The 546-nt window shown below is 48.4% G+C and carries 1 rRNA gene; it reads left to right on the top strand.

The features are described from left to right. A 23S ribosomal RNA gene (locus ABD927_RS24500) occupies positions 1-546 on the top strand; the annotation flags it as partial.

Here is a 546-nt window from a genome sequence, read left to right as displayed (position 1 = left end):
CCCGGCAGGGGAGTGAAAGAGAACCTGAAACCCTGTGTTTACAAGCTGTGGAACACCCTTATGTGGTGAACCGCGTACTTTTTGTAGAACGGTCCGGCGAGTTACTTTTACTGGCAAGGTTAAGAACGAAAAGTTTGAAGCCGAAGGCAAACCAAGTCTGAATAGGGCGAAGAATAACAGTCAGTAAGAGTAGACCCGAAACCGGGTGATCTACCCATGTCCAGGTTGAAGTTACCGTAAAAGGTGATGGAGGACCGAACACACATCCGTTGAAAAGGGTGGTGATGAGGTGTGGGTAGGGGAGAAATTCCAATCGAACCCGGAGATAGCTGGTTCTCCTCGAAATAGCTTTAGGGCTAGCCTTGAGAGAAAGTCTGATGGAGGTAGAGCACTGAATATCCTAGGGGGCGTCAAAGCTTACCGAAGATTATCAAACTCCGAATGCCATACAGATGTTCATCAGGAGTCAGACTACACGAGATAAGTTGGGTAGTCAAAAGGGAAAGAGCCCAGACCACCAGCTAAGGTCCCAAAGTGCGTGTTAAG

This window comes from Pigmentiphaga soli, from assembly GCF_039541095.1.
In the GTDB taxonomy this organism is placed as follows: Bacteria; Pseudomonadota; Gammaproteobacteria; order Burkholderiales; family Burkholderiaceae_B; genus Pigmentiphaga; species Pigmentiphaga soli.
Note: the sequence above shows the minus strand (reverse complement) of the source record. Positions and strands in the feature narration are given on the sequence as shown.